This window comes from Actinoplanes sp. NPDC051388, from assembly GCF_055586225.1.
Map to the genome: position 1 here is coordinate 693,681 of NZ_JBVJIP010000002.1, position 24,853 is coordinate 718,533.

Annotated in this window: 18 protein-coding genes, 2 pseudogenes and 1 riboswitch; of the genes and pseudogenes, 14 read left to right on the top strand and 6 right to left on the bottom strand. The window is 71.4% G+C overall.

The annotated features are described in order from the left end of the window. Positions 1-115: 115 nt before the first annotated feature. From ACZ6TI_RS07505 to ACZ6TI_RS07520, 4 genes are all read left to right on the top strand, one after another. On the top strand, positions 116-901 hold the full coding sequence (locus tag ACZ6TI_RS07505; protein WP_465344135.1) for a DeoR/GlpR family DNA-binding transcription regulator: 786 nt from the start codon (positions 116-118) through the stop codon (positions 899-901). Between the two features lie 36 nt (positions 902-937). Then, positions 938-1,936: an ATP-binding cassette domain-containing protein gene (locus ACZ6TI_RS07510; protein WP_465344136.1), complete on the top strand. Its 999-nt coding sequence runs from the start codon at positions 938-940 to the stop codon at positions 1,934-1,936. Then, positions 1,933-2,943, top strand: coding sequence for an ABC transporter permease subunit (locus ACZ6TI_RS07515; protein ID WP_465344137.1), 1,011 nt, complete (start codon positions 1,933-1,935; stop codon positions 2,941-2,943). The genes ACZ6TI_RS07510 and ACZ6TI_RS07515 overlap by 4 nt, the downstream gene beginning before the upstream one ends. Before the next feature lie 64 nt (positions 2,944-3,007). Then, positions 3,008-3,313: a DUF3263 domain-containing protein gene (locus ACZ6TI_RS07520; protein ID WP_465344138.1), complete on the top strand. Its 306-nt coding sequence runs from the start codon at positions 3,008-3,010 to the stop codon at positions 3,311-3,313. Between the two features lie 6 nt (positions 3,314-3,319). On the opposite strand, the gene ACZ6TI_RS07525 is transcribed toward ACZ6TI_RS07520, so the two are convergent. Continuing rightward, the gene (locus ACZ6TI_RS07525) at positions 3,320-5,545 is read right to left on the bottom strand and encodes an AAA family ATPase (RefSeq protein ID WP_465344139.1); all 2,226 of its coding nucleotides are present in this window, start codon (positions 5,543-5,545) and stop codon (positions 3,320-3,322) included. 145 nt (positions 5,546-5,690) lie between these two features. Here ACZ6TI_RS07525 and ACZ6TI_RS07530 point away from each other — a divergent pair, with 145 nt between their 5' ends. The 5 genes from ACZ6TI_RS07530 (at position 5,691) to ACZ6TI_RS07550 (ending at position 12,815) form a co-directional block, all read left to right on the top strand. Continuing rightward, complete coding sequence (locus tag ACZ6TI_RS07530; protein WP_465344140.1) at positions 5,691-6,368, top strand: hypothetical protein; 678 nt, start codon at positions 5,691-5,693, stop codon at positions 6,366-6,368. Between the two features lie 52 nt (positions 6,369-6,420). Then, positions 6,421-9,231, top strand: a complete 2,811-nt coding sequence (locus ACZ6TI_RS07535) for an alpha/beta fold hydrolase (RefSeq protein WP_465344141.1) — start codon at positions 6,421-6,423, stop codon at positions 9,229-9,231. Further along, complete coding sequence (locus ACZ6TI_RS07540) at positions 9,228-10,079, top strand: ABC transporter permease (RefSeq protein WP_465344142.1); 852 nt, start codon at positions 9,228-9,230, stop codon at positions 10,077-10,079. The genes ACZ6TI_RS07535 and ACZ6TI_RS07540 overlap by 4 nt, the downstream gene beginning before the upstream one ends. A gap of 59 nt (positions 10,080-10,138) precedes the next feature. Beyond that, positions 10,139-10,277, top strand: a riboswitch (SAM riboswitch). A gap of 10 nt (positions 10,278-10,287) precedes the next feature. After that, positions 10,288-11,562: a threonine synthase gene (gene thrC, locus ACZ6TI_RS07545; protein ID WP_465344143.1), complete on the top strand. Its 1,275-nt coding sequence runs from the start codon at positions 10,288-10,290 to the stop codon at positions 11,560-11,562. A 254-nt stretch (positions 11,563-11,816) separates the two neighbouring features. Then, positions 11,817-12,815: a GNAT family N-acetyltransferase gene (locus ACZ6TI_RS07550; protein ID WP_465344144.1), complete on the top strand. Its 999-nt coding sequence runs from the start codon at positions 11,817-11,819 to the stop codon at positions 12,813-12,815. On the opposite strand, the gene ACZ6TI_RS07555 is transcribed toward ACZ6TI_RS07550, so the two are convergent. Both ACZ6TI_RS07555 and ACZ6TI_RS07560 read right to left on the bottom strand, forming a co-directional pair. Further along, positions 12,754-13,248, bottom strand: a complete 495-nt coding sequence (locus ACZ6TI_RS07555; RefSeq protein ID WP_465344145.1) for a hypothetical protein — start codon at positions 13,246-13,248, stop codon at positions 12,754-12,756. The genes ACZ6TI_RS07550 and ACZ6TI_RS07555 overlap by 62 nt on opposite strands. A gap of 1 nt (position 13,249) precedes the next feature. After that, complete coding sequence (locus ACZ6TI_RS07560; RefSeq protein WP_465344311.1) at positions 13,250-13,783, bottom strand: GNAT family N-acetyltransferase; 534 nt, start codon at positions 13,781-13,783, stop codon at positions 13,250-13,252. Between the two features lie 334 nt (positions 13,784-14,117). Here ACZ6TI_RS07560 and groL point away from each other — a divergent pair, with 334 nt between their 5' ends. Further along, positions 14,118-15,740 carry a chaperonin GroEL gene (groL, locus tag ACZ6TI_RS07565; RefSeq protein ID WP_465344146.1) on the top strand — a complete coding sequence of 541 codons (1,623 nt, stop codon included), beginning with the start codon at positions 14,118-14,120 and terminating at the stop codon, positions 15,738-15,740. A 143-nt stretch (positions 15,741-15,883) separates the two neighbouring features. Here groL and ACZ6TI_RS07570 read toward each other — a convergent pair. Continuing rightward, a pseudogene (locus ACZ6TI_RS07570) lies at positions 15,884-16,794 on the bottom strand (GNAT family N-acetyltransferase). 68 nt (positions 16,795-16,862) lie between these two features. Here ACZ6TI_RS07570 and ACZ6TI_RS07575 point away from each other — a divergent pair. Both ACZ6TI_RS07575 and ACZ6TI_RS07580 read left to right on the top strand, forming a co-directional pair. Further along, entirely contained in the window at positions 16,863-18,665 is a 1,803-nt protein-coding gene (locus tag ACZ6TI_RS07575; protein WP_465344147.1) for a glycerol-3-phosphate dehydrogenase/oxidase, read from the top strand. 53 nt (positions 18,666-18,718) lie between these two features. Then, positions 18,719-18,934, top strand: a complete 216-nt coding sequence (locus ACZ6TI_RS07580) for a DUF4031 domain-containing protein (RefSeq protein WP_465344148.1) — start codon at positions 18,719-18,721, stop codon at positions 18,932-18,934. Here the strand turns inward: ACZ6TI_RS07580 and ACZ6TI_RS07585 are convergent. Further along, the gene (locus ACZ6TI_RS07585; RefSeq protein WP_465344149.1) at positions 18,915-19,556 is read right to left on the bottom strand and encodes an HD domain-containing protein; all 642 of its coding nucleotides are present in this window, start codon (positions 19,554-19,556) and stop codon (positions 18,915-18,917) included. The two genes, ACZ6TI_RS07580 and ACZ6TI_RS07585, sit on opposite strands and share 20 nt — an antisense overlap. Before the next feature lie 101 nt (positions 19,557-19,657). On the opposite strand from ACZ6TI_RS07585, the gene ACZ6TI_RS07590 reads away from it, so the two are divergent. Both ACZ6TI_RS07590 and ACZ6TI_RS07595 read left to right on the top strand, forming a co-directional pair. After that, positions 19,658-20,803 (top strand): FUSC family protein, encoded by a 1,146-nt coding sequence (locus ACZ6TI_RS07590; RefSeq protein WP_465344150.1) that lies wholly within the window; start codon positions 19,658-19,660, stop codon positions 20,801-20,803. A gap of 57 nt (positions 20,804-20,860) precedes the next feature. Then, positions 20,861-22,789, top strand: a pseudogene (locus ACZ6TI_RS07595) (PrsW family intramembrane metalloprotease); the annotation flags it as partial. Between the two features lie 1,708 nt (positions 22,790-24,497). On the opposite strand, the gene ACZ6TI_RS07600 reads toward ACZ6TI_RS07595, so the two are convergent. Then, positions 24,498-24,794 carry a GroES family chaperonin gene (locus tag ACZ6TI_RS07600; RefSeq protein WP_465344312.1) on the bottom strand — a complete coding sequence of 99 codons (297 nt, stop codon included), beginning with the start codon at positions 24,792-24,794 and terminating at the stop codon, positions 24,498-24,500. Positions 24,795-24,853 lie beyond the last annotated feature (59 nt).

Here is a 24,853-nt window from a genome sequence, read left to right on the forward strand (position 1 = left end):
ACGACAAGATCCGCAACAGTCCGGTTACGTTCGCGCAGGCACAATCTTTGCTTGGCGGCTTTTCGCGCACTAATGTGCACACTCTTATCACGGAACGTACATCGAGGAGGGTTGGGTGGACCGGTACGCGCGGTGGAATGCCCTGCTCGAGTTACTAGCCGAGAGCGGACGGGTGAGCGTCGAGGACGCCGCCGCCCGGCTGGAGGTGTCCCAGGCGACCATCCGGCGCGACTTCGACCAGCTCGCCCAGCAGCAGATGATCACCCGCACTCGGGGTGGCGCGGTGGCCAACGGGGTCTCCTACGACCTGCCGCTGCGTTACAAGTCCGCCAAGCACTCGGCCGAGAAGCAGCGCATCGGCGAGGCCACCGCCCGGCTGGTCAGCCCCGGCACGGTGGTCGGGCTCAACGGCGGCACCACGATGACCGAGGTGGCTCGCGCGCTGGCGGTGCGTCCCGACCTGAACACCAGCGGTGAGGGCGCCCAGCTGACCGTGGTCACCAACGCGCTGAACATCGCCAACGAGCTGCTGGTCCGCTCGCGGATGAAGATCGTGGTGGCCGGCGGCGTGGTGCGCCCGCAGTCCTTCGAGCTGGTCGGGCCGCTGGGCGGCGCGCTGCTCAAGGAGGTCACGCTGGACATCGTGCTGCTCGGCGTGGACGCGCTGGACGTCGAGCTCGGGGCCGCCGCGCACCACGAGGGCGAGGCGGCGATGAACAGCCTGATGGTGGCCCGGGCCAAGCAGGTGGTGGTGATCGCGGACTCGTCGAAGCTGGGCGGGCACGCTTTCGCCCGGATCTGCCCGATCAGCAAGGTCGAAGTGCTGGTAACAGACTCCGGCGCGCCGGACGGCGTAATCGAGGGATTTCGCGACGCCGGGGTACAGGTCATCGTCGCTTGACCCCACCGGTGGCGATGGTTGCCTATGGTGACCCCCGTGACAGCCGTACTCGAGATCTCCGGTCTGCAGAAGACCTATCGGAGCCGCAAGGGGGTGCGCCGCGCCCTCGATGGCTTCGACATGGTCGTCGAGGCCGGTCAGGTGCACGGTTTCCTCGGGCCCAACGGCTCGGGCAAGACCACGACCTTGCGTACGCTGCTCGGCCTGATCCGGCCGAACGGCGGCAAGATGGCGATCCTCGGCCGTGAGCTCCCGCAGCACCTGCCCGAGGTGGCCGGCCTGGTCGGCGCGATCGTCGAGAGCCCACAGTTCTTCGCCCACTTCAGCGCGCAGGACACGCTCTTGCTGCTGGCCGAGGCCGGCGGGGTGAACAAGGCGCGGGTGCCCGCGGTGCTCGAGCTGGTCGGGCTGCGGGATCGCGCCAAGGATCGGGTCAAGACCTACTCCCTTGGCATGAAGCAGCGCCTCGCGGTGGCGTCCGCACTGCTCAAGGAGCCGAAGCTGCTGATTCTGGACGAGCCGGCCAACGGCCTCGACCCGGGCGGCATCCGCGAGATGCGCACCCTGATGCGCACGCTCTCGGAGAGCGGCATGACGGTCGTGCTGTCCAGCCACATCCTCGGTGAGGTCCAGCTGATCTGCGACTCGGTGACGATCATCTCGGCCGGTCGCCGGGTGGCCGCCGGGTCGGTGGCCGACGTGCTGGCCCAGCATCGCTCGTCCACCGTGAAGGTGCGCATCGAACCCGGCGTCGACCTGCTGGCGGTGGCCGAGCTGCTGCGCACCGCGGGCGCGCCGCAGGTGACGCTCGAGCACGACTACCTGATGGTCAGCGGCGTGGACCGACCGGCCTGGATCACCTGGGTGCTGGCCCAGCGCGAGGTCTGGGTGAGTGAGCTGTCGCCGGTGAGCGTCGACCTGGAGAGCGTGTTCCTGTCGCTGACCGGGACCGCGCCGGTGGAGGGCGCGAACCGGCAGGTCGATCAGTCGGCGCAGGCCCCGGCCGCGGCCGGCAACGGGGGGTGGGGACAGTGAGCCTCTACAAAGCGGAGACCCGCCGCCTGACCAAGCGGCGGTTCGTGCGGTGGCTGGTGATCGGCAGCCTGCTGGTGCTGGGTGCGGTCGTGGTCGGCACCTTCCTCAGCACCGAGAAGGTGGGCCCGACCCAGATCGCCGAGGCGCAGGCCAGGGCTGACCGTGACTTCCAGGAGTCGGTCCGCTATGCCGAGCAGGAGAAGCAGCGCTGCCTGGCCGCGCCGGGCACCGCCGACGCGGGGAACTACCCGGCCGACTGCGCGCAGATGTACACGCCGACGCCCGAGGACTACAAGGCCGAGTACTACCTGCCGTCGAGCTTCGTCTTCAAGGACGACTTCAGCGACATGCTGACCACCTTCGCGGCCATCATGGCGCTCGCCGGGTTCGTCATCGGCGCGTCCTATGTCGGCGCCGAGTGGACCAGCGGCGGCATGATGAACCTGCTGCTCTGGCGGCCGCGCCGGCTGCAGGTGCTGAGCACCAAGCTGGTCGCCCTGCTCTCCACCCTCGCGGTGCTCAGCGTGGTGCTGGCGGTGGGCTGGACGCTCACCTTCGTCGCGATGGCGAAGCTGCGCGGGAACACCGACGGGATGACCTCCGGAGCCTGGCAGTCGGTCGCGTTGAGCGAGGTGCGGGCGATCGCGCTGATCCTGGTCATGGCGGCGGTCGGCTTCGGGCTGGCGTCGCTCGGCCGGCACACCGCGGTGGCGCTGGGCGTGGCGGCCGGGGTCGTGGTGGTCCTCCAGTTCGGTCTCTACGCGGTGCTCTCCTCGGCGAAGGTGGCGTTCGCCGAGATCGTGCTGCTGCCGATCTGGGTGATCGCCTGGATGTACAAGGAAGTGAAGCTGGAGAACACCAACTCCTGCGACTTCAGCGCCATCAGCGGGTGCCAGCCGGAGACCCTGACGCTCACCTGGCCGATGGCCGGCGGGCTCCTGGCAGCCATTTTCGCGCTGGTGGTGGGTACGGCAATGCTGACCATGCGTAGTCGAGACGTCGCTTGAGGTAACGTCGGCGGTCAGGCGCATTGAGGCCTTAGAATGCGCTCGATCACCTCTCAGGAGCACCATGCAGCCCGCCGACACACCCGCGTCCGAAGTGGACGCGTCCGTCCCGAATCAGCGCCCGGCCGTCGAGGACGGGGCGTCCCTCAGCGACCGCGACAAGCAGATCCTGGCCTTCGAGAACAAGTGGTGGAAGCACGCCGGCAGCAAGGAACAGGCCATCCGCGACACGTTCGGGCTGTCCTCCACGCGTTACTACCAGCTGCTCAACGCGTTGCTGGACAATCCGGTCGCGATGGCCGAGGACCCGGTGCTGGTCGGCCGCCTGCGCCGGCTGCGCTCGACCCGCGCCCGCACCCGGCGGCGCTGACCCTTCTCACGCCGGAGCGTGGTTCTCCGCGAAGTTGGCCAGCCACGCCACCTGCACCGGATCCAGGGACGCCCGGATCCGCCTGCGGGCGGTGGCCACGTTGGCCGCGGTGACCGTGGTCGCTTCCAGCGACTCGCGCATCGCGGACAGCGCCGACTCCCGGATCAGCGCCGCGCAGTCGGCCCCCGAGAAGCCCTCCAGCTCGACGCCCAGCGCGGCCAGGTCCACTGCCGCGTCCAGCGGCACCGACTTGGCGGTCGCCTTCAGGATCGCGGAGCGCGCCTCGGCGTCCGGCGGCGGCACGTAGACCAGGCGCTCCAGGCGGCCGGGCCGCAGCAGCGCCGAGTCGATCAGGTCGGGCCGGTTGGTCGCCCCGATCACCACCACGTTGCGCAGGTCCTCGACGCCGTCCAGTTCGGTCAGCAGGGCCGCCACCACGCGGTCGGTGGTGCCACCGTCGGTGCCCTGCCCGCGCTGCGGGGCGAGCGCGTCGACCTCGTCCAGGAAGACCAGGGTCGGCGCCGCCTCGCGGGCGCGGCGGAACAGCTCGCGGACCGCCTTTTCACTGTCGCCGACCCACTTGCTGAGCAGCTCGGCGCCCTTCACGGACAGCACGTTGGCCTTTCCCGTGCCCGCGATGGCCTTGACCAGAAAGGTCTTGCCGCAGCCGGGCGGGCCATAGAGCAGCACGCCGCGCGGCGGGGACACCCCGAGCCGGGCGAAGGTGTCCGGATAGGTCAGCGGCCACAGCACCGACTCGGTGAGCACCTGCTTGACCTCCGCCATGTCGCCGACGTCGTCCAGCGTCACCGCGGCCACCTCGAGCGACGACTCGGACATCGAGGTCGGCCGGACGACGTCCAGCGCCGCCTCGAAATCGGCCATCGCGACCGTCGGCGACTCGGCTTCCTTCTGCCGCAGCGCGGCCCGCACCCCGGCCTCGCGCGCGAGCGCGCCCAGGTCGGCGGCGACGAAACCCGGGGTGCGCCCGGCCACGTCGTCCAGCCGTACGTCCTCGGCCAGCGGCATGCCCCGGGTGAGCACACCCAGCTGCTCGCGGCGCATCGCCTGATCCGGCAGCGCCACCGCGAGCTGCACCGCCAGCAGATCGGGCGCGCGCAGCTCGGGGTCGACCGACTCGGGCTTGCTGGTCGTGCAGACCACCGCCGCACCGGCCCGCACCGTCTCGGCCAGCACCTGCCGGAACACCGTGGCCAGCGGGCCGGGCTGTTCCCGCGGCGCCAGCGCCTCGACGTCGCTGACCAGCAGCACGGCCGGCGCGGCGGCACGGGCCCGCTCGGCCGCCGCGCGCAGCCGGGTGGCCGCCGCGTCGTTGGTGAGCGCGGCCAGCTCGGGCGCCCAGAGCGGCACCATCTCGGCGCCCACGCTCGCCGCCACCGCCCGGACCAGCGCCGCCTTGCCGGAGCCGGCCGGGCCGGAGATCAGCACGCCGAGCGAGACGGTGGTGCCCAGCCGGCCCAGCACCTCGCGGTGGTGGAAGCCCAGATCGAGCAGCTCGGTCAGCTCCTTGGCCTGGGCGCGCAGGCCGGGCAGGTCGTCGATGCTCGGCGGCGGCACCTCGGGGTCGGTGGTCGCGGGCGCCTGTGGCCGGGTGCGCGTGGCGGATGCCGGGCCGGTGGTGGCGGCGCCCGGCCGGGTCGCCTCGCCGAACTGCCAGGCGACCACGGTGTCCATGGTGACCAGCGCGGCAGCACCGCCGTCCACCTCGACCACGCCGAGCAGCGTGCTGGTCCAGGCGTATCCGACCCGGTTGGACAGACTGCGCCGGGCGCCCTCGACCAGGTCGCGGTGGCTCGCCTCGAGCAGCACGTCCTGCGGCAGCAGCGAGACGTCGTCGCCGGCGCTGACCACCTTGCCCAGCAGCGCCAGCCGCAGCATCTCGGGGGAGACCACGGCGACGATCTCGGCCGGGCCGGTGAGCGTCACCCGGCGCGCCGCGACCACCGGGATCGGCGTGACGGTGACCTGGCCGCCGTCGCGCATGCCCAGGTTGCCGAGCGTCAGGTCGTCGGCATAGAGCAGCGCGCGGCTCGCCCCCGCCTCGGCGCGAGCGGCCAGGCCGGCCGTGGTGCGCGTGCCGGCCAGCCGCAGCGGATCGCCCGGGTTGATCGCCAGCGCGGCCATGACCTCGGGATGCAGGCGGACGATGCCCCGCCGGGCGTCGAGCGCCGCCGGCCGCAGGGTCACGGTCAGCGTGAGATCGTCTGCCACCGGGGGATCCTCCATTTGACGCGGGGAATAGGTTGTCCACGCTATCGCTGTGCTGCTTCCGCCGCCTGGTCCTCCGGACGGCGTGGAGAATCAGATGAAAACCAGTTGGATGCTGCTTCCGATAGACCCTTGCTCTGGGGAGGGCATGTTGATCAGGCGTCGCCTGGCCGTCGTATTCGTCGCCACCATCATCCTGGTCGCGGGCTGCGGCAAGGACGAGAAGAAGGATCCGGCCCAGTTCGTGGACGGGTCGCCGGTGGCCGCCTCGGCCGAGCCGGAACCCGAGGCGAAGCCGGTGCCGGAGAAGACGACGACCGGCAAGCCGGAGATCGCGAAGAACCCCGACGGCACCGTGAACACCAAGCAGCCCAAGCCGGTGACCGCCGAGTCCACCGTGTCGGCCGGTGGGATGGGGCCCTACAAGATCGGGGCCACGCTCAAGGAGCTGCAGGCGGCGGACCTGGTCGGCAAGACCTCGAAGCTGCGCGCGGACAACTGCCCGGACTATCTGGCGGCCAAGGGCACGTCCCGATACCACTCGCCCGAGCTGATCTTCTTCGACGGCCGGCTGCTGCGCATGGTGGTCACCGGCGACGGCATCACCACCAGCCGGGGACTGAAGATCGGCAGCAAGATGGCCGCCGTCAAGCAGAAGTACCCGGAGGGCAAGCAGCTCGACGACTGGACCGGCCGGGCCGCCTGGCTGGCCACCATCGGCGACTACGGCCTGCTCTTCGAGGCCAAGGGCGACAAGGTGTCCGGACTGCAGGCCGGCATGACCGAGCCGATGCAGTTCAAGTACACGGACAACCAGGGCTGCTGAAGCAGGGCCGGTTCACAGCACGGGCACAGTTCGGGCCGGTTAGCGTTGCCGCATGCCTCTGTCGACGCGGCTGCGCCGTGCGCTGCCCCGGTTCACCCGACGCCGGGTGATCGCCGGTTCGGTGGTCCTCGTGCTGATCGCTGCCCTGGTCGGCTGGGCGGCGATGCCGCCGCGGGACCCCTGGATCACCTCCGACCAGATCGTCACCGTGCAGTCGGGGCCGTCCGGCACCGAGCCGGTCGATCTGGACACCCGGTTCTATCTGCCCAAGGACCGCGACGGGCGGGTGCCCGCGGTGTTGCTCGCGCACGGCTTCGGCGGGACCAAGAACTCGGTACGCGACGACGCCCGCTCCCTGGCCGAGCGGGGTTACGCGGTGCTGACCTGGACCGCCCGGGGCTTCGGCCGCAGTGGCGGGCAGATCCACCTGGACAGCCCGGACTACGAGGTGCGCGACGCGCAGCGGCTGCTGGACTGGCTGGCGGCCCGTCCCGAGGTGCGCACCGACGCGGCCGGTGACCCCCGGGTGGGCGTGGTCGGCGGCTCGTACGGCGGCGCGCTGTCGTTGCTGCTCGCCGCGCAGGACCCGCGGGTGGACGCGATCGTCCCGCTGATCACCTGGAACGACCTCGGCAAGGCGTTCCTGCCGCAGGCCGCGGACACCGGCGCCACCGGGGTGTTCAAGAAGGGCTGGGCCGGCCTGTTCTTCGGCAACGGCGCGGCGGCGTCCGGGCTGGACCCCGCCGCCGACCCGGCCTCCGCGGCGGACGGCGCCGACGCCGCCGGCCAACTCGGCCAACTCGGCCAGATTCCGCCCGGCATCAACCCGGCGTGCGGGCGGTTCGCCGCCGACGTCTGTGCGGCCTATCTGACGATGGCGACCACCGGCGCGCCCGACGCGGCCGCTCTCGAGGTGCTGCGCAAGTCCAGCCCGGCCGCCGTGCTCGACCGGATCAAGGCGCCCACGCTGCTCATCCAGGGCGCGGTCGACACGCTCTTCCCGCTCTCCGAGGCGGACGCCAACGCGCGCGGGATCGCGGCCGCCGGCACGCCGGTGCGGGTCGCCTGGTTCACCGGCGGCCACGACGGTGGTCTCGGCCCGGACACCGATCAGGACCGTACGAAGTTCCTCACCGCACAGTGGCTCGACCACTACGTGAAGGGCGAGGGTCCGGCGCCGGCGACCAGCTTCACCTACTCGCGGGTGGCCGGGTTCAGCGCGCTCGACCGGGGGCTCGTCACCAACGGGTACTCGGTGCCGGCGTACCCCGGAATCGCCGGAAGCGGGCGCACGGACGTCTCCGTGGAAGGCCCGGCGCAGCCGATCGCGAACCCGCCGAACGGCAATCCGGGCGCGCTGTCCTCGCTGCCCGGCGTGGGTGGTCGCCTCTCCGAACTGCTCGGCGGGGTGGCCGGCGACGTGCCCGGGCAGTTCGCCACCTTCCGCTCCGAGCCGATCAGCCAGGCGGTGGAGGTCGTCGGCGCGCCCACCGTGCGGCTGCGTGTCGCCTCGCCGACCGGCGAGCCGACGCTGTTCGTGAAGCTCTACGACGTGGATCCGGCGGGCGCCGAGACGCTGAGCGCCGGGCTGGTCGCGCCGGTGCGGCTGACCGGGCTGCCGACGGACATCGGTGCGGCCGAGCCGGTCACTGTCACGTTGCCCGCGATCGTCCGGCGGATCGCGGCCGGCAACTCGCTGCGGATCGTGGTGGCCACCTCCGACCAGGCCTTCCTCACTCCCGCCCGGCCGGCGACCTACACGGTGGCGGTCGAGCCCACCGTCTCGTTGCCCACGATGGTGGGCACGCCGATCGCCAACCCCCAGGTCATCTGGCGGTACGTGCTCGGCGGCCTGCTCGCGGTCATCCTGGTCGGACTCGTCGTGATCCTGCTGGTGCGCCGCCGCCGGTCCGCGCGGGCGCCGGTGCTCGCCGAGTTCGCCGACGTCCCGCTGGTGGTCCGCAACCTGCGCAAGGCCTATGGCGACGGGTTCGTGGCGGTGGAGGAGGTCAGCTTCACCGTCGAACGCGGGCAGGTGGTCGGGCTGCTCGGGCCGAACGGCGCCGGCAAGACCACCACGCTGCGGGTGCTGATGGGGCTGACCATGCCGACCGCCGGCGACGCGCTGGTCTTCGGCTGCCCGCTGGTGCCGGGCGCCCCGATCCTGTCCCGGGTCGGCTCGCTGGTCGAGGGGCCGGGCTTCCTGCCGCACCTCAGTGGCTACGAGAACCTGCGGTCCTATTGGCGGGCGACCGGGCGGCCGTGGGCGGACGCGCGGTTCGACGAGGCGCTGGAGATCGCCGGGCTGGGCGACTCGGTGCACCGGCGCACCAAGAACTACAGCCACGGCATGCGCCAGCGGCTGGCCATCGCCCAGGCCATGCTCGGCATGCCGGATCTGCTGGTGCTGGACGAGCCGACGGACGGGCTGGACCCGCCGCAGATCGCCGAGATGCGCCGGGTGCTCAAGCGCTATGCCACCGACGGCCGGGCGGTGCTGGTCTCCAGCCACCTGCTCGCCGAGGTGGAACAGACCTGCACCCACGCGGTGGTCGTCAACAAGGGCCTGATCGTGGCCTCCGGGCCGGTCGACGACATCGTCGGGGACTCGCCGTCGGTGCAGCTCGAGGTGTCCGACGTGGCCGAGGCCGAGCGGGTGCTGGCCGGGTTGGGCGTGCGATCGGTGATCCCGGACGGCGTGGCCGGGCTGATCGTCGACATGAATGGCACGCCGCGCACCGAGGTGGTGGCGTCGCTGGTGCGGGCCGGGGTCGGCGTCGACCGGGTGGTGCCGCGGCGGCGGCTGGAAGATGCGTTCCTGGCGCTGGTCGGGGAGAGCTCGCGAGGGAGTGGAGACCGATGACCGCGGCCACGAACTACCGGCCGTCGGCCACCCTGCCGATCTGGGCCGAGGTGCGGCGGCAGGCTTCGCGCCGGCGCACCCAGATGGCTCTGGGCTTCATGGCCCTGTTGCCGTTGATCGTGATGCTGGCCTTCGAGTTCGGCAGCGGCGACGACGACGACAACGGCGGCGGGCAGTTCTCCAGCCTGGTCGACCTGGCCACCTCCGGCGGGCTGAACTTCGCGCTGTTCTGCATCTTCGTCTCGTCCGGCTTCCTGCTGATCGTGGTGGTGGCGCTGTTCTGCGGCGACACCGTGGCCAGCGAGGCGTCCTGGGGCAGCCTGCGCTACCTGCTGGCGATCCCGGTGCCGCGGGCCCGGCTGCTCGGCATCAAACTGGTGGTCGCGCTGATGTACTCGCTGGCCGCGCTGCTCACGCTCGGCGGGGTGGCGCTGCTGGTCGGCACGCTGCGCTATGGCTGGCACCCGCTGGGCAGCACGATCGCGGCCGAGATCCCGCCCGGTGAGGGGGTGCTGCGGCTGCTCGGCATCCTGGGCTACCTGGCGGTGATCCTGCTGATCGTGGCCGGGCTGGCCTTCCTGCTGTCGGTGCTGACCGACGCGGCGCTGGGCGCGGTGGGCGGCGCGGTGCTGCTCTGGATCCTGTCCAGCATCCTGGATCAGATCGAGGCGCTCGGCGTGATCCGCGACTTCCTGCCCACCCACTTCAGCGACGCCTGGCTCGGGTTGCTCTCCACGCCGATGCAGACCGACGACATGGTGCGCGGGGCGATCGCGGCGGTGGGTTACGCGACCCTCTTCTGGGGCATCGCGTTCTGGCGCTTCACCCGCAAGGACATCACGTCGTAAGCGTCACACCCGTTTTCCGTGAGCGAGATTCCCACGTAGTGTGTTGGAAACAACTGAATACCTCATCCAGAGGGGCTGAGGGAACGGCCCGTTGAAGCCCCGGCAACCACCGCACATGTCTCGCTGTTGAGGCCTGCGTGCGGCAGGTGCTAATTCCGTCCCCGCTGTCGGTGGTCGCCGCACGGGGAAAGATGAGAGGAAGGCCTCGATGACGTCCACCGTCAGCCCTGTCGGAATTGAATCCCCTGCCCGCGGCCTGATCTGCCGTGCCTGCGGCGCCGAGTTCCCGCTGGCCGCCCAGCACGCCTGCTTCGAGTGTTTCGGGCCGCTGGAGGTCGCTTACGACCCGGCGGCGCTCGCCCGGGTGACCCGCGCCCAGATCGAGGCGGGTCCGCGCAACATCTGGCGTTATGCGGCGCTGCTCCCGGCCGGGCAGGACCCGGCCACCCGGGTCACCCTCGACCCCGGCTTCACTCCGCTCGTCGCCGCCCCGGCCCTGGCCGCCGCGGTCGGGCTGGACGCGCCGCTCTGGGTGAAGGACGACTCGGCCAACCCGACGCACTCGTTCAAGGACCGCGTGGTCTCGGTGGCGCTGACCGCCGCCCGCGGGCTCGGCTTCACCCGCTTCGCCTGCGCCTCCACCGGCAACCTGGCCAACTCGGTGGCCGCGCACGCCGCCCGGGCCGGCGTCCCCTCGGTGGTCTTCATCCCCGGCGACCTCGAGCAGGGCAAGGTCGTCACGACAGCGGTCTACGGCGGCGAGCTGGTGGCGATCGACGGGTCCTACGACGACGTGAACCGGCTCTGCGGCGAGCTGGTGGAGACCGACGAGTTCGAGGACACCGCGTTCGTGAACGTGAACGTCCGGCCGTTCTATGCCGAGGGCTCCAAGACCCTGGGCTACGAGGTGGCCGAGCAGCTCGGCTGGCGCATCCCGGCCCAGGTGATCATCCCGATGGCCAGCGGTGAGCTGCTCACCAAGGTGGACAAGGCGTTCAGCGAGCTGGTCGAGATCGGCCTGGCTTCGGCTCCCGACGGTTGGACCGTCTTCGGCGCGCAATCCGCGGGGTGCAAGCCCATCGCGACCGCCCTGCACGACGGCACCGATCACATCGTGCCGGTGAAGCCGACCGGCATCGCCAAGTCGCTGAACATCGGCGACCCGGCGGCCGGGGCCTATGCGATCGAGGCGGTGCAGCGCACCGGCGGCTGGATGGATTACGCCGACGACGACGAGATCCGCGACGGCATCCGGCTGCTGGCCCGCACCACCGGGGTCTTCGCCGAGACGGCCGGCGGGGTGACCGTGGCGGTGCTGGCGAAGCTGATCGCGAGCGGCAAGCTCGACCCGGCGAAGGAGACCGTCGTGCTCAACACCGGCGAGGGTCTCAAGACTCTGGACGCGATCGCGGGGCAGGTCGGGCCGACCCATCGCATCAAGCCGTCGCTGCGGGGCGCCCGCGACGCCGGCCTGCTGGGATAACTCGCTGTAGTCGGGTTTCCGACACCCCGTTGATATTTCCCTCCAGCGAGGACTTGCGCGGCGATCTCAACGTCGGCAGGATGCTCTACGCGGGAGGACGCGACGCCGTACGAGGCCCCACCTTCGAGCTTGGCGACAATCTCCGAGGGGCCCAACGACCCAGTGCCGGAGGCGCTGTGCGCGCGTCCTCCCGACCAATTCTTCGCATGGATTAATCGGTCGCGGCGGACGCGTTGTGCGAGCAGTCTGGCGTGATGACGATTGATGTCGTTCCGTTCGGGCCGTCAGATGAGCGCTCCGCGCTGCTGGCCTATGAGATCTCCAAGGCCTCGGCCCGGCAGGAGACGCCGGACATCCCGTTCGTGCCGACCGAGGCCTTCGTCGGGGCGATCCGGCGGCCGACGCCCGGGCACGCCTATGAGCGCGCGCTGGGCCACCTCGACGGCGCTCCGGTCGGTTATGTCGAGCTCTCCATGCCGCTGCTCGACAACCTCGAGAACGCGCAGATCAGCCTGCACGTCATGCCGGAGCGGCGGCGGCGCGGGGTGGGCCGGGCGCTGCACGAGTTCGCCGTCGGCCGGGCCCGGGCCGCGGGCCGCAAACGGCTGATCGCCGAGACGGTGGACCAACAGCCCGACGGCGGCGCCTTCGCGACCATGCTGGGCGCCACGCCGGCGCTGCCGGAGATCCGCAGCCGCCTCGACCTGCGCACCGCCGACCTCGACCGGTTCGCCGCGATGCTGACCGAGGCGTGGACCCATGCCGACGGATACCGTCTGGTCACCTGGCTCGGCGTGCCGCCCGACGAGTTCATCGACGACGTGGCCGAGCTGGACAGCAGCTTCATGACCGAGGCGCCGACCGGCGCCCTGGAGTGGGAGCCGGAGAAGGTCGACGCCGACCGGGTCCGCGAGGCCGAGCAGAACCGCCTGGACCGGGGCATCGACCGGATCCACGGGGGCATCGTGCACGACGCCACCGGCCGGCTGGTCGCCTGGACCACACTGTCCGGCCCGCAGGTCCACGACACGCACATCTGGCAGCACATCACGCTGGTCCATCCGGGGCACCGCGGTCACCGGCTCGGCCTGATCGTCAAGCTGGAGAACCTGAAGCACGCCCTGGCCCGCAAGCCCGCGCTCGAGGCGATCGACACCTTCAACGCCACGTCCAACGCGCACATGCTCGCGATCAATCGGACGATGGGCTTCCAGGCGGTGGACTCGTGGATGGAGTGGCAGGAGACGATCTGACGAAGCGCGCGGCCCAGGGGCGCAGCGGCAGCTCGCGGTAGCCCCCGGTGTGCAGGCCGGCGTGCCTCTCGAAGGCGTTCCGGGAGCCGTAGGAGCCGGTCATCGCATAGGAGTAACCGCAGGACAGCCAGTAGGCCGGCCAGAACAGCGGGCCGAGCACGGCGTATTGCCCCGCGTGCCGGCTCTCGTGGTGCAGCAGGTCGGCCCGCTCCTCGGCCAGCAGCCACTCGGCGGTGCGGCGCGTCATGATCACCGAGCCGACCGTGAAGCAGGTGGCCGGGGGGACCTTGCGGCGGTAGCCCTCGGCGATCAGCACGCCGTTGCGCCCGCGCCGGATCTTGGCTCCGGTCGCCACGGCGACCAGCAGCCCGACCGCGGTCGTGCCGTTCACCGCGGTGAGCAGGGTGCGGGCGAGGTGCCAGCCGCGCGGCATGTCAGGCGCTCCGGCGCATCTGCAGCTCGGTCAGGGCCGGGATCACCGGGTGCCGCACGCGCACCCCGGTGTCGGCGAAACCCAGCCGCTCATATGCCCGCACGGCCCGGTCGTTGCCGACCACCACCTCGAGCATCAGCTCGGTGCGCCCGGCCTGCCGCGACCACTCGGCGACCGCCTCCACCAGATCGGGCAGCACCCCGGTGCCGCGGTGGGCGGGTGTGATGTAGATCGCGAACACCACCGTGGTGCCGGGCTCCTCGGGCAGCACCGTGCCGCCCGCGTGCCCGACCAGCGGGCCGCCCGGGTCGGCCACGAACTGGGCCAGCGACCGCCCGGCCGACGCCTGCGCGACGCGGCGCCGGAAGTCCTCGTGCGGGCGCGCCGCGGCCTGCGCCAGCGTCTCCAGGAACGCGAGCGGGCTGTCGGCCAGCATCTCCAGGCGCAGCGCCCGCATCCGGGCCGCGTCGCCGGGCGTCACCCGGTGCACGGTGGTGCGCTGCGGGGTTGCCGACAGCCGCGGGGTTGCAAGCATCGCCATGCTGCCTGCCTACCGCCCGTGCGAGCGGGCGGCAAGCCGGTTGCGCCTTTCCGACCGCCCGGCAGGCGTTTTCGCCATAAGCTGAACTAGTCTCGCGACTAGGCGTTCTTTCTTGCACTCGCCCCTGGAGAGTGCTAAACAGGTGATTGGCACTCGCGCCATGTGAGTGCCAAGCAGGTCGGGGCGGTGAGGTTCCGGTCGGGCACCGCCATCGGTGGTCCGGCACGGGCCGGTCGTCGCGGGCTATCCGGCTCGGCCTGAGGACGTCGCATCGCCAGGTGGCGACGTCCGCAGAGGTTCCTGTGAATGTCCGGGAGGACACAGCCGTATGGCCAAGATCATCGCATTCGACGAGGAAGCTCGTCGCGGCCTCGAGAGCGGTATGAACCAGCTCGCCGACGCCGTGAAGGTGACGCTCGGCCCCAAGGGCCGCAACGTCGTGCTGGAGAAGAAGTGGGGCGCTCCCACCATCACCAACGATGGTGTGTCGATCGCCAAGGAGATCGAGCTCGAGGGCACCTTCGAGAAGATCGGCGCCGAGCTGGTCAAGGAGGTCGCCAAGAAGACCGACGACGTGGCCGGCGACGGCACCACGACGGCGACCGTCCTGGCCCAGGCCCTGGTTCGCGAGGGCCTGCGCAACGTCGCGGCCGGCGCCAACCCGATGGCCCTCAAGCGGGGAATCGAGGCCGCCGTGGCCAGCGTCTCCGAGGCGCTGACGCAGCTCAGCAAGGACGTGGAGACCAAGGAGCAGATCGCCTCCACCGCCTCCATCTCCGCCGGTGACTCCACGGTCGGCGAGATCATCGCCGAGGCCATGGACAAGGTCGGCAAGGAAGGCGTCATCACCGTCGAGGAGAGCAACACCTTCGGGCTCGAGCTGGAGCTCACCGAGGGCATGCGCTTCGACAAGGGTTACATCTCGGCGTACTTCATGACCGACGCCGAGCGCATGGAGGCCGTCTTCGACGACCCCTACATCCTGATCGCGAACAGCAAGATCTCCGCGGTCAAGGACCTGCTCCCGGTCCTGGAGAAGGTCATGCAGGGCGGCAAGCCCCTCGTGATCATCGCCGAGGACGTCGAGGGCGAGGCCCTGGCGACCCTGGTGGTCAACAAGGTCCGTGGCACCTTCAAGTCCGTCGCCGTCAAGGCCCCGGGCTTCGGTGACCGTCGCAAGGCGATGCTGGACGACATCGCGATCCTGACCGGCGGCACGGTCATCAGCGAGGAGGTCGGCCTCAAGCTCGACGCCGCTGACCTGTCGCTGCTGGGCCAGGCCCGCAAGATCGTCATCACCAAGGACGAGACCACGATCGTCGACGGCAACGGCAACGCCGAGCAGATCCAGGGCCGGGTCAACCAGATCCGGGCCGAGATCGAGAAGTCGGACTCCGACTACGACCGCGAGAAGCTGCAGGAGCGCCTGGCCAAGCTGGCCGGCGGCGTTGCGGTGATCAAGGTCGGCGCGGCCACCGAGGTCGAGCTCAAGGAGCGCAAGCACCGCATCGAGGACGCCGTTCGCAACGCGAAGGCGGCCGTCGAGGAGGGCATCGTGCCCGGCGGTGGCGTGGCCCTGGTGCAGGCCGGCAAGACCGCGTTCGACAAGCTCGACCTGGTCGGCGACGAGGCGACCGGTGCGAACATCGTCAAGGTCGCGCTCGACGCCCCGCTGCGTCAGATCGCCGTGAACGCCGGCCTCGAGGGCGGCGTCGTGGTGGAGAAGGTGCGCAACCTCGAGGCGGGTTACGGCCTGAACGCCGCGAACGGTGAGTACGTGGACCTGCTGGCCGCGGGCATCATCGACCCGGCCAAGGTCACCCGCTCGGCGCTGCAGAACGCCGCGTCGATCGCCGCCCTGTTCCTCACGACCGAGGCGGTCGTGGCGGACAAGCCGGAGAAGAACCCGGCCCCGGCCGGTGGTCCCGGCGGCGGGGACATGGACTTCTAAGTCCACCCAGCACCACAGAAACGGGCGGGTCACCGAGAGGTGGCCCGCCCGTTTCGTCTGCCCTGCCAAGCCCGGCGGTGGCGGCTTGCCGCGTGCCGGCCCGGGCCGCGACGCGTGCCGGCCTGGTGCAGCGAAGGTGCAGGTCAGAGTTGCTTTCGATAGAGGAAGAAGACGCGCTCGACGCGGGCGCCGACCACGCCCGAATAGAACGGCATCGGGCCGACCCAGCCGATCTGCACGGACTCCAGCCCGTCCGCCTTCTGGTCGGCGAGACAGCGACGCAGCAGCACCGATCCGATGCCCAGTCCCTGCGCGGCGGGGGCGGTTCCCATCGGCCCGAACCAGTTCGGCCGGGCGCCGTACGCGGCGAAGCCGAGGATCTCGCCGTTTCGGGCGGCCAGGTGGCACCCGGCCCGCTCCCGGCCGACGCTGTCGGTGATCTCCCGGCCCACGGCTTGCCGAAGTGATCCAGCGCGAACGCGGTCAGCGCCGGCAGATCGCCGACCTGTGCCCGGCGCACCGCCACACCCTGCCCGGCCAGGCGCTTCTCGGCCTCGTCGGTGGGCTCTAGGTCGTCCAGCCGGGCGGTCATGTTCCAGGCCGGCTGGTCCTCCTCGAAGCCCAGCGCCATCGCCGCGCAGATCGCCGGCGTGTAGCGCACGTCGATGCCCGGCCAGATGTAGAACGGCGGATTGCCGGCGATCACCACATCGCCCGCGCCGAGGCCGGCCAGCGCGCCCTCGACCCGCGACATCAGTGCCCGGGCCACGCCGCGCCGGCGCTCCTGCGGATGCACCGCGATCAGGTCGACGTGCCCGATCGACGGGTCCCGGTTCGACACCGAGCCGAGCACCACGCCGATGATGTTCGCCGAGGTCGAGGCGATGAACCCGGCCGTCTTCCGCGGAGTCGCCCCGCCGGTCTCGCGCAGCCGCAGAACGATCTCCGCCGCCTCGGCCGCGTCCTCGGGCAGGTCCAGCGCGGCCCGGCACAGGGCGACCACCGCGGGCACGTCGTCGTCGGTCAGTTCGGAGATCCAGAACTCGCTGTCCACAACCGGTGAACCTACCGGGAGGGATTTCAGCCGCCGGAGTGACGCCTCCGAGCGCTAACGTGGGACGGGTGCGTGATCCCTCGGTTTCCCGGAACGCGGCCGGCCGGCTCTCACCGATCCGCCGCGTGGCCGATCTGAAGCGGCTGCGTGACGAGCAGTTCGACGTGCTCGTCATCGGCGGTGGCGTCACCGGCGCGGGCGCCGCGCTGGACGCCGCGTCCCGGGGCCTCAGCGTGGCCCTGGTCGAGGCCCGTGACCTGGCGGCCGGCACGTCCAGCCGGTCCAGCAAGCTGATCCACGGCGGTCTGCGTTATCTGGAACAGCTCGAGTTGCACCTGGTGCACGAGGCGCTGACCGAGCGCGGCCTGCTGACCAGCCGGATCGCGCCGCATCTGGTGCGCCCGGTGCCGATCATGGTGCCGCTGGAGAAGGCGGCGCCACCGGTCCGGTTCTGGCATCGGGCCTACTACGGGCTCGGCGTGGCGGCGTACGACGTCTTCGCCGGGGTGTTCGGCCCCGGCCGCGGCATGCCCCTGCACAAGCACCTGACCAGCGCGGGCGCCCGGCATCTCTTCCCCAGCCTGCGGGCCGACCGGGTGGCCGGCGCGATCCGCTACTACGACGGGCAGGTCGACGACGCCCGGCTGGTGGTCAACCTGGCGCGCACCGCGGCCAGCCTGGGCGCCGCCGTGGTGACCAGCGCGCGCGTGGTGGGCTTCGTGCGGGAGGCGCGCGAGGTGGTCGGGGTCCGGGTCCGCGACCTGGAGGCCCCCGGCAACCCCGACTTCGAGGTACGCGCCCGCACGGTGGTCGCCGCCACCGGGGTGTGGAGCGACGACATGTCGCAGATGCTCAGTGACGTCGGGGTGCGCCCCGGGATGCGGGTGCGGGCGTCGAAGGGCGTGCACATCGTGGTTCCGCGCTCGGCGATCACCGGCGAGGCGGGCCTGATCCTGCGCACGCCCACGTCGGTGCTGTTCGTGATCCCGTGGGGCGGCCACTGGATCATCGGCACCACGGACACCGACTGGCACCTGGACCGCTCGCATCCGGCCGCGTCCGCACGGGACATCAGCTACCTGCTGGACCAGGTCAACATGTGGCTGGACCGGCCGCTGACCACGGACGACATCGAGGGCGTCTATGCCGGCCTGCGCCCGCTGCTGTCCGGCGAGGCGGACTCCACCTCCAAGTTGTCCCGGGAGCACGCGGTGGTCGAGCCGATGCTCGGGCTGCTGCTGGTGGCCGGCGGGAAATACACCACGTACCGGGTGATGGCCGAGGACGTGATCGACCGGGCGGTGCGCCGGCTCGGCGGGCCCGAGCGGCCGGGCGGCACCGATCAGCTGCCGCTGCTGGGCGCGGACGGGTTCGCGGCGGCCTGGCGGGACCGACTGGACATCGCCCGGCGGCACGGCGTCACGGCCGGCGTGGTCGAGCACCTGCTGGAGCGCTACGGCACGCTCACCGTGCATCTGCTCGCCATGATCAACGCCGACCCGACGCTGGCCACACCGCTGACCGGGGCGCCGGAATATCTGGCCGCGGAGGTGGCCTATGCGGCGCTGGCCGAGGGGGCGCTGCACCTCGACGACGTGCTGACCCGGCGTACCCGGATCTCGATCGAGACGCCGCACCGCGGCAGTGAGACCGCGCGGCACGCGGCCGCGGTGATGGCCGAGGCGCTGGGCTGGGACGACGCGGTGCGCGACCGCGAGGTCGAGCACTACCTGGCGCGGGTCGAGGCGGAGCGGCAGTCGCAGAAGATGCCGGATGACCTGACCGCGGACGCGGCTCGGATCGGGGTGCCGGACGTGCGGGGATTCGCCGCTGACCGGGGGATCGAGACCGTTACCGAGCTACATCTTTGATCCTGGTCGACGAACCGGTCTGGCCCGGGCGAGGGCGGTTGTGGTCGCATCTGGTGAGCGACCTCTCCTACGACGAATTGCACGTGTTCGCCGAGATGCTGGGTGCGCCGCGGCGGGCCTTCGACCGTGACCACTACGACATTCCGGACTTTCGGTTCCAGACCGCGTTGTGGCTGGGGGCGACGCTGCTGCCGTCGCGGGAGTTGGCCGCGCGGCTGCGGGCCAGCGGGTTGCGCCGGCCCAAGCACCTCAACCGTCTCGACCGTTGAGCTCGCGTTCCAGGTTGGCGCGGGCCTTGGCCTCCCACGCCTCCCGGAGCAGCGGCAGGCGATAGATGCTGGGCAGCTCGAGCAGGGCTTTGAGCACCTGGGCGCGGCCGTCCTTGAACGCGTCGTCGGGCACGTGGGCGTATTCGCGGCGGATCGCCTGCGCGTAAGCCGCATAGCGGTCATCGTCGCTGGCCAGGATCGCCAGGTCGGCGTCGCAGAGCAGTTCGCCGTCCGGGTCGTCGTCCTGGGTCGCGTGGCCGGCGGTCAGCCCGACCAGGCGCGCCACCTCGGCGGCGATCTCCGCGGGCGCGCCCAGCGTGGTCAGCAGCCCCTCGGCGAACTCGGCGCTGTCCCGCTCGTTCGCGTCGCCGAGCGCCGTCGGGTCATAGATCGCGTCGTGCAGCCACGCGGCCACGCGCACGCGATCCGGGTGCGGCGCCAGCGCCGCATGACGATCAATGACATCGAGTACGGCGGTCAGGTGCCCGGTGTCGTGATATTGCCGCTGCGGCTCGGCCCAGCGGGCAAGCAGATAGACGCCGGCCGCGTCCAGGTCGGTGTCCGCGGCGGTGGCGCCCGCACCACGTGCCGCCGCGCGCCAGCGCTCCACAAGAGTCGTCACGCCGCAATCCTGCCGCAGGCCGCGGCCGCGTTGTTCGTGCGACCCCCGTGTGCCTCGCGTCGCTCTCGTTGGATCGAGGGGCCGCAGCCTAGTCTCAGGCCATGACTCTGGCGGCCACGGTGCGGACCGGACTGTCTGCCGCCTGGTCACGTCTGCGGGGCGGGGTCGCGCTGGCTGTGCAGGCCGGGCTGGCCGCCGGGCTGGCCTGGTTCGTCGCGGACGGGCTGCTGCACCGGCCGGCGCCGTTCTTCGCGCCGATCGCCGCGGTGATCACGCTCGCCTCGTCGGTGGGGCAGCGGATGCGGCGCACCGCCGAACTCGTGCTCGGCGTGGCCATCGGGATCGGCATCGGCGACGCCATCATCGTGACCATCGGCAGCGGGCCCTGGCAGCTCGGGCTGATCGTGCTGGGTGCGGTGCTGGTGGCGACCGCGGTGGGTGGTGGCACCCCGCTGGTCGTGCAGTCGGCGTCCTCGGCGGTGCTGGTGGCCACGCTGACGTCGGGGGCCGGGTTGTCGTACATGAGGTTCATCGACGCGCTGATCGGCGGCGGTGTCGGGCTGATCGTGATGACGCTGCTGCTGCCGCTCAACCCGCTGACCGTGGTGCGGCGCGCGGCCGACCCGGCGCTGGCCGCGCTCGCCGCGGGCCTGCACGACGTGGCTCGGGGGCTCGCCGCCGCGGACGCCGACGAGGTGCAGGCGGCGCTGGACCGGCTGCGGGCGGCGGAGGCGACGTTCACCGCGTTCGCGGCGGCGGTCACCGCGGCCCGGGAAAACGTCGCCTTCGCGCCGGCCCGGTGGCGGGCCCGGGGTGCGCTCGGACAGTACGTGGACGGCGCCCAGCAGATGACCTATGCGCTGCGGAACGTGCGGGTGATGACCCGGCGGGTGCTGACCGCGCTGGGCGACGGCGAAACCGTGCCGCCGGTGCTGCCGGAGGCGATCGGGCTGCTCGGCGATGCGGTGGACCTGCTCAAGCAGGAGTGGGCCAAGGGCGCGGAGCCGATCGCGGCGCGCGAGCGGGCGCTGCGGGCGGCGGCGGAGGCCGGTCGGGGGTACGACGAGGGGGTCGGCTTCTCCGGTGGCGTCGTGGTGGCGCAGGTTCGGACCACGACCACGGATCTGCTGCGGGCCACCGGGGTGGACTATGCGGAGGCGCCGCGGATGGTGCGCAAGGCGGTGGGGTGGCATCGGCGGTCGCGGTCGTCGCCCGGGCGGCGTACGTCCGGGCGTGGGCCGTCGTGATCCTTTCGTCCCGGCTCGGGCCCGCCTCGGCGGTCCGGGATGGCTACTCTGGGCCTCATGGCCGACGAAGCACCGCCGGGCGGGTCGCCCTCGCCGCAGCCGCCGCCCGCTGAGTCCGGCGCGCCTTCTTCGGGGCCGGCACCTTCCTCTGGCGCTGCGCCTTGGGGTTCTGCGCCTTCGGCGGGTTCCGCGTCTGCTGGCCCGGCGGCTTCTTCGGGACCTGCGGCCTTTGGGGACCCGGCGTCCTATCCGGGTGGGGGCGGGCAGTTGGTGGGGGCTCCGCCGGTCTCGGCTCCTGCCGGGAACGTGCCGAACGACCAGCAGCTGGATCGGAAGACCGGCTGGCGGCGGTGGCTGCCGCTGGTCGGGGTGATCGCCTTCATCGCCGCCTGTTCGGTCGCGATGCTGATCATCCTGGGCTTCAGCAACGGCATCGCCGGGCTCGTGATCGGGCTGGTCGCGGCGATTCTGCCGGTGCCCGTACTGGTGGGATGTTTTCTCTGGCTCGACCGGTATGAACCGGAACCGAACCGCTACCTGATCTTCTGCTTCGCCTGGGGCGCCTCGGTCGCGACGTTGGTGGCGATCGGGGTGAACACCGGTGGCGCGTGGTTGTTCGGACAGCTCGGGCTGCCGGACGCGCTGGTCGCGGTGCTGGTGGCGCCGTTCATCGAGGAGACGATGAAGGCGCTCGGCCCGATCCTGCTGCTCTGGCGCCGCCGCCGCGAGTGGTCCGGCATCACCGACGGCATCGTCTATTGCGGACTGTCCGCGATCGGCTTCGCCATGGTGGAGAACGTGCTCTATCTGGGCGGGCACGGCTATGCGGCGGGCGCCGGCGAATACGGCCCGGCGACCGGCATCCAGAACGTCTTCCTGATCTTCATCGTGCGCATCCTGTTCACCGGCTTCGCGCACCCGCTCTTCACCTCGATGACCGGCATCGGCCTCGGCCTCGCCTCGCGCAGCGGCGACCGCCGGGTGAAGTGGCTGGCCCCGATCGCCGGCCTGCTGATGGCGATGATCCTGCACGGCACGTTCAACGCCTTGCCGACGCTGTCCGTCGCCACCGGCGAAAGCCTGATCATGCTGTACGGCTATCTCGGCTTCATGGTGCCCTTCTTCTTCGCCACGGTCGGTTTCGCGATCGCGTTGCGTGGCTGGGAGGGGCGGCTGAGCGAGCGCGTCCTGACCACCTATGTGGCCGCGGGCTGGTTCGCACCACCCGAGGTCGCGGCGCTGAGCAGCCTGGGCCGGCGCCACTCCGCACGCCGCTGGGCCAAGCGCGTGGCCGGCGACGCCGGCATGAAGGCGATGCGCAGCTTCCAGTTCGCCGCCACCCGCCTGGCAATCGTCCGCGACGGCATGCAGCGAGGCCTGAACCGCAAGCCCATCGACATCACCCGAGCCGCCGACGAGGAACAACGCCTGCTGGCCGAGATCGTCGGCTACCGGGCGGTCTTCGTCGGGCGCGACCCGCAGATGCCACGGGCCTTCTGGAACGGCAACGACTACCAGATCGCCTTTCCCGACGGCGTCACGCGCACCGTGAGCGCTCCCGCTGAGCCGGTGGTCCCGCTGCCGGTCCGGATGGCGCCCCAGCCGGCGATGGCCTGGTCCGGCGCGCCCGGCTACGGCCAGCCTGCCTTTGGCCAGCCTGCCTACGGCCAGCCCGGCTACGGCCAGCCCGGCTACGGCCAGCCCGGCTATGGTCAGCCGGCTTACGGCCAGCCTGCCTATGGTCAGCCCACCTATGGTCAGCCTGCTTACGGCCAGCAGGTCTATGGGCAGCCCGGCTATGGGCAGCCGACTTATGCCCAGCCCAGTTATGGACAGCCGAGTCAGGGCCAGCCGGGCTATGGGCAACCTGGCTATGGTCAGCCGAGCTATGGACAGCCGGCATCTAGCCAGCCCAGCTCCGATCAGACTGCTTACGGCCAGCCTGCGTCCGGTCAGCCTGCTTACGGCCAGCCCGGCTACGGCCAGCCCGGCTACGGCCAGCCTGGCTTCGGTCAGCCTGGTTCCGGTCAGCCCGGCTACGGCCAGCCTGGTTACGGCCACGGCACGCCGACCTACGGCGCGCCAGCTTCGGGTCCTGGCTACGGCGCGCCCGCCTCGGGTCCTGGCTACGGCGCTGCCCCGGGCTACGGTCAGCCCCAGCCCGGCTACAGCGCACCCACGTCGGGCCACGCGGCTCCCGGCTATGGCGAACCCACAACCGGCGGCTACGTGGCACCGCGCGCCGCGACCCCCGACCATCACGGCGGCGCCCCGAGTCACGGAACTCCAGATCCCGCGACATCGCCCTACAGCGCGCCTCCGGCGAGCGGCCCGGGCTACGCGCCACTGGCGTCCGCGGCCCCGGCCTACGGCGAGCCAAGCAACGGCACCCCGAGCTACGGCACTCCGAGCCAAGCCGCTCCCAGTTACGGCGCAGCCTCCGGCCAGCCCTACCCCCAGGCCCAGAACCCGCAGCCCCCGGTGATCCGCCCGCACTCCCCGCAGGCAGCGGCCTACTCCCAGCCAGCGACCCCACCGGGGGCGGGCTACTCCTACCCGCCGGCGCAGAGCTACACCCAGCCGGCCGGCACCCCGACCTATCCACAGCCAGGCACCAATCCGCCCGCATCAGGCGCCACCCAGCCCGGCAGCAACCCGCCGGCCACCGGTGATCCGCAGCAGCAGACCTACGCGCAGCCGTCGCCCCAGACCCAGCCACCCAGCTCCGCCGAGCCGAACACAAACCCACCGACCACGCCCTACTCGCAGCCGAGCTACTCGCCGCCGCCCGCCGAGCAGAGCCCGTCCTACTTCGGCGACCTGCCCGCGTCCCCGGCGTCCACTCCGCCCAGCACCCCTAACTGGGGAACCGGCTCTCCGTGGGGCGACGACACACCCAAGACCCGCCCAACGTGGACACCCGAGCCGGAGACCCGCCCGATGTCGTCAGCAGAGCCGGAGACGCGCTCGATGTCGGCCGCGGAGCCGGAGACCCGCCCAGTGACCGAGGCTTCCCCGGAGCCCGAGACCCGCCCGCTGTCGGCGGACCCGGATTCCGATCCGGGGCGCCCTTCGGATGCGCCTCCTCCCTCCAACAACCCACCAAAGCCTTCCAGCTGACGACCCACCCCCGCCGACGCCTGCTGACGTTGGTCGTGGCGGGGGCGCGGGGCCGAGGGCGTTGTGCCGGAGGTGCGCCCGATGTCAAAGGCAGAGCCGGAGATTCGCCTGGTGGCGTCTGCTTCCTGAAGCCGGATATTCGGCGGCTGTCTTGGCCTCGGCGCACGTGGTGCTGAGGCCAGGTTCGTCGAGGTCGAGGAAGTTGCGGATCCGCCGGCAGTCGAAGGCCTCTATCCACGGCCCGGTCGACCTCGCGGTCGTCCTCGGCGGTCGTGCGGCGGCCGAAAACGTGGACCGAGTGGTCGATGCCGCTGCTGGTGCCGCCATTTCAGGGCAGGACCCCGGAGGAGCCGACTTCCGCCAAGACGCTGCCGATGCCCTGGATGGGAACTGATTTCGGCCGGTGGGCGACGCGGATCTCGGCCGGCGCGCTGGTGAGCTGCCGGACGGCCTCCGCGGGGGTTTGGGGGCGTGAGTGGGCACGCAGGTCGGAAGGGAGCGCTAGCGGACTGACCCTCGGCGGGAGCTGCGGCGCGCGACCACCCACCCCGCTACGACCTCGAGATCTTGATTTTCAGAGGTATAGGCCGGTGCCGTCGGACTCGACCCGGCGGGCCGCCACCGCATGCACGTCGCGCTCTCTGAGCAGGATGTATTCGCGGCCGTGCAGCTCCACCTCGGAGCGCTCCTCCGGGTCGAACAACACGCGGTCTCCGACCACAATGGATCTGACATTTGGGCCCACGCCGACCGCCTTGGCCCAGGAGAGCCGGCGGCCCATCGACGCCGTTGCGGGGATCACGATGCCGGCGGATGAGCGGCGCTCGCCCTCCTTGCCGTCGAGGCGCACCAGGACTCGGTCGTGCAACATCCGGATCGGGAGCCCGGCCTCGGTGTGTGTGTCGGCTGTCACGAGGGTTGACGGTACCC

Bases quoted from the DNA above. Each gene is read 5' to 3' on its own strand.
- ACZ6TI_RS07540 (WP_465344142.1), top strand. From the start codon at position 9,228: ATGACCGCGGCCACGAACTACCGGCCGTCGGCCACCCTGCCGATCTGG.
- ACZ6TI_RS07600 (WP_465344312.1), bottom strand. From the start codon at position 24,794: ATGTTGCACGACCGAGTCCTGGTGCGCCTCGACGGCAAGGAGGGCGAG.
- ACZ6TI_RS07520 (WP_465344138.1), top strand. From the start codon at position 3,008: ATGCAGCCCGCCGACACACCCGCGTCCGAAGTGGACGCGTCCGTCCCG.
- ACZ6TI_RS07530 (WP_465344140.1), top strand. From the start codon at position 5,691: ATGTTGATCAGGCGTCGCCTGGCCGTCGTATTCGTCGCCACCATCATC.
- ACZ6TI_RS07590 (WP_465344150.1), top strand. From the start codon at position 19,658: ATGACTCTGGCGGCCACGGTGCGGACCGGACTGTCTGCCGCCTGGTCA.
- groL (WP_465344146.1), top strand. From the start codon at position 14,118: ATGGCCAAGATCATCGCATTCGACGAGGAAGCTCGTCGCGGCCTCGAG.
- ACZ6TI_RS07535 (WP_465344141.1), top strand. From the start codon at position 6,421: ATGCCTCTGTCGACGCGGCTGCGCCGTGCGCTGCCCCGGTTCACCCGA.
- ACZ6TI_RS07550 (WP_465344144.1), top strand. From the start codon at position 11,817: ATGACGATTGATGTCGTTCCGTTCGGGCCGTCAGATGAGCGCTCCGCG.
- ACZ6TI_RS07555 (WP_465344145.1), bottom strand. From the start codon at position 13,248: ATGCCGCGCGGCTGGCACCTCGCCCGCACCCTGCTCACCGCGGTGAAC.
- ACZ6TI_RS07560 (WP_465344311.1), bottom strand. From the start codon at position 13,783: ATGCTTGCAACCCCGCGGCTGTCGGCAACCCCGCAGCGCACCACCGTG.
- thrC (WP_465344143.1), top strand. From the start codon at position 10,288: ATGACGTCCACCGTCAGCCCTGTCGGAATTGAATCCCCTGCCCGCGGC.